This is a genomic window from Corallococcus terminator, from assembly GCF_003611635.1.
Classification (GTDB): domain Bacteria; phylum Myxococcota; class Myxococcia; order Myxococcales; family Myxococcaceae; genus Corallococcus; species Corallococcus terminator.
Genome location: NZ_RAVZ01000583.1, coordinates 1 through 2,833 on the forward strand (window position 1 = coordinate 1; position 2,833 = coordinate 2,833).

Below are 2,833 nucleotides of genomic sequence, written 5' to 3' on the forward strand. Positions count from 1 at the left end.
CGTGGGGGGCCACTCGTGAAGTGGGCCTGGGCGTGGGTGTTGGGCTGCGTGCTGATGGGGCCGGGGCTGTCCGAAGCCGCCAGTTCCCGCACGCAATACGTGGGGGTGGTGAACCTGAACGAGGCCTCGGCGGCGGAGTTGGACCTGCTGCCGGGCGTGGGAGAGAAGGCGGCGCAGCGCATCCTCGAGCACCGCAAGAAGCGGCCCTTCGGGCGCGTCGAGGAGCTGGTGCGGGTCAAGGGCTTCGGCAAGAAGAAGTTCCTCAAGCTGCGCGCGCACCTGGCGCTCAGCGGCCCCACGACGCTCAAGGTGGAGAAGGTCCCCGTGCCCCCGTCGCCGGGAAGGGAGGGACTCGCTACGAACCCATGACAAACACAACCCTCGGTTGATTCAGGCTCGCGAGGGCCGCCGCTCCCGGGCACCGGCATGCCAGGGGGTGGCGGCCCTCCTTTTCGCGACGCGAGCGTGGTGACAGCCGAGCATGGAAACGTTCTGCGCGAAGCTCCCAGGAAGAACGAAGCGACAGCAGAAGCTCAAGGCCCTCTGCTTCGGCTCGTGTTACGCGGGCAAGGCCTCCTGCCTCGTCTTCTGCCGGGCCTATTTTGGTCCTCCCAGGGCCCCATGAGGTCGCGCTCCATGCCCGAAAAGGATGAGAACTGGCGCCCGAAGTTGAAACGGATCGAGGATCCGATCGCGGAGGATTGCTGGGAGTACACGACACCTTCGGGCCAGCAGCGCACGTCAAGGCTCATGGTGGGCCGTCCGGTGCACCTCGCCGAGCGACGACTCTGGTACTGCCCGGTGCTGATCGAAGGCCATACACGCCCCCGGATCCGACCGATTTTTGGCATGGGGCCCGTGGACTCGCTGATGAACGCGATGACGTTCGTCCGCGGTTTCTTCGAGAGGAACTCCGGAGTCCTGCCTGGAGCAAAGCCAGCCCAGCCCGCTCCACGGCCGGTCAGGAAAAGAGCCCCCGCGCGGGCCATGACACGCCGGAAGTAACGCATGCGCGGGAAGTGAACGCCGGGCCATGGAGGGCTACAAGCCTCCGCGGGCGCCCGACCCGCAGGTCTCTCACCCGACAAGACGACCGCTGGAGCATCCACGCCCATCCTTCCGCGTGGACGCCGCGGGCGTGCACAGTGCGGCGGGTGCGGCTTCGCGGAGAGGGCAAGGGCGGGAGCATCTGGGTGCGCGCCGGCAGCGCGTTCGTGAACAATGACGTGATGCCGTGACCTGAGTTATGCGGAGCCAGCACCGCGGCCTTCGCAACGCGAGTTTCGCGGGGCTGTGGCCGCGGGCGCCTGTCCAGTGGAGGTCGGCTGATGTCGTCAGGCTCCCCATCGATGCAGCTTGAACTCCGCAGCGCCCACGTGCACGGCGCGGGCAACGAGCGGCGGCCCCTGGCAGCGCTTTGCGAAGATGAGCCTCACGTTCATGGTGAATTGACGTGGACCATCGGCGAGCGACGCGTGCCTTGCATGGGCTTGTGGGGGCCGGACGATGTGTGCCTCGGGGAGTGGTGGGACGAACTCACCGGGGCCGTGGCGGCACTTTCCGACAGACAGCCCTACACCCTCGACTCGTGCGAGCAGGGCGACCCCGCCTTCCTCTTTGAGCGCACGGACGCGTCCATCCACCTCTCCATCGTCGCCGGCATGGGTGGTGGCGACCCGCATCCCGAGTGGCAGAACGCGGAGTTTGCCTGGGACGACCTGGGCGCAGCACTCCGGCGCTTCAAGCACGACTTGCGGCAGCTTCTTGCGTTGAAAGGCCCGCCCACGTTGCCAGAGGAGTGGGAGAAGCGTTTCTCAGAACGGGTGTGACAAAAGTGCGCAGTCGAGCCGCCAACCTGTCCGAATTTGACGGGGCAACTCCAGTCCCCCGTTCCCCCGTCGCCGGGAAGGAAGGGACTCGCCACGAACCCATGACAAACACAACCCTCGGTCGATTCAGGCTCGCGAGGGCCGCTCCCGGGCACCGGCATGCCAGGGGGTGGCGGCCCTCCTTTCGCGCCCTCCCCCTCTGAAGCCATCCCCCCTTCGCGCCCTTGGGACCCTCCAGGAAGGCCCGGGATGACACACCCGGACAGCCTGGACGGACGCCCGCGTCACCGCCGCCAGTCCCACCCCCAGGCGAGCGGCCCCGTCTTGCGGCGGGCAGTGCTTCCGGATTTTGGTGGAACTGGCAAGCCGACGCGCTAGGACACGCGACCATGTCGCCAAGACAGGGAGGCCGTAGGTGAAGGAGGATGCATCCATGAAGGACGCGCAAGCCCCGGAGTCAGAAGGTCCGGACGGCGGTAGGTCCCGGGTGCCACAACTCGGTGAAGTGCTGGAGTTCATGCGCCTGCTCTGGGCCGTGGATCACGGCCTCCAGTCCACCTCCAAGCGGATGGAGTCCACGCTGGGCCTCACGGGCCCGCAGCGGCTCGTCATCCGGCTGGTCGGACGCTTCCCGGGCATCACCGCCGGCACGCTCGCGCAGATTCTCCACGTGCACCCCAGCACCCTCACCGGCGTGCTCAAGCGCCTGGAGAAGCGGGGCCTGCTGGAGCGCAAGTCGGATCCGCTCGACGGTCGCAAGGCGCTCTTCGCGCTCACCGACTCCGGCCGCTCGCTGGACGTGCCCTCCGAAGGCACCGTGGAGTCCGCGGTGCAGCGCGTGCTCGCTCGCATGCCCCGCGACCGCATCGTCTTCACCCAGGAAGTCCTCACCGCGCTCGCCGAGGAGTTGGGGGGCATCCCCATGGCCGAGGGCGGAATCCCCGCGATTCCCAACGGCACCCCCACCGCCGAGGGCTGAAGCCCCCCTGCCCTCCCACCGTCCC

Annotated in this window: 3 protein-coding genes; all 3 read left to right on the plus strand. The window is 68.0% G+C overall.

Going from position 1 to position 2,833, the window contains the following annotated elements; genetic code table 11:
• Nucleotides 1-54 precede the first annotated feature (54 nt).
• The 3 genes from D7V88_RS40350 to D7V88_RS40360 all read left to right on the plus strand — a co-directional run bounded on the left by D7V88_RS40350 (nt 55) and on the right by D7V88_RS40360 (nt 2,808).
• The gene (locus D7V88_RS40350) at nt 55-369 is read left to right on the plus strand and encodes a ComEA family DNA-binding protein (RefSeq protein ID WP_244238659.1); all 315 of its coding nucleotides are present in this window, start codon (nt 55-57) and stop codon (nt 367-369) included.
• A 980-nt stretch (nt 370-1,349) separates the two neighbouring features.
• The gene (locus tag D7V88_RS40355; protein WP_120545809.1) at nt 1,350-1,829 is read left to right on the plus strand and encodes a hypothetical protein; all 480 of its coding nucleotides are present in this window, start codon (nt 1,350-1,352) and stop codon (nt 1,827-1,829) included.
• A 433-nt stretch (nt 1,830-2,262) separates the two neighbouring features.
• Nucleotides 2,263-2,808, plus strand: coding sequence for a MarR family winged helix-turn-helix transcriptional regulator (locus tag D7V88_RS40360; RefSeq protein WP_120545810.1), 546 nt, complete (start codon nt 2,263-2,265; stop codon nt 2,806-2,808).
• The last annotated feature ends 25 nt before the right edge of the window (nt 2,809-2,833 follow it).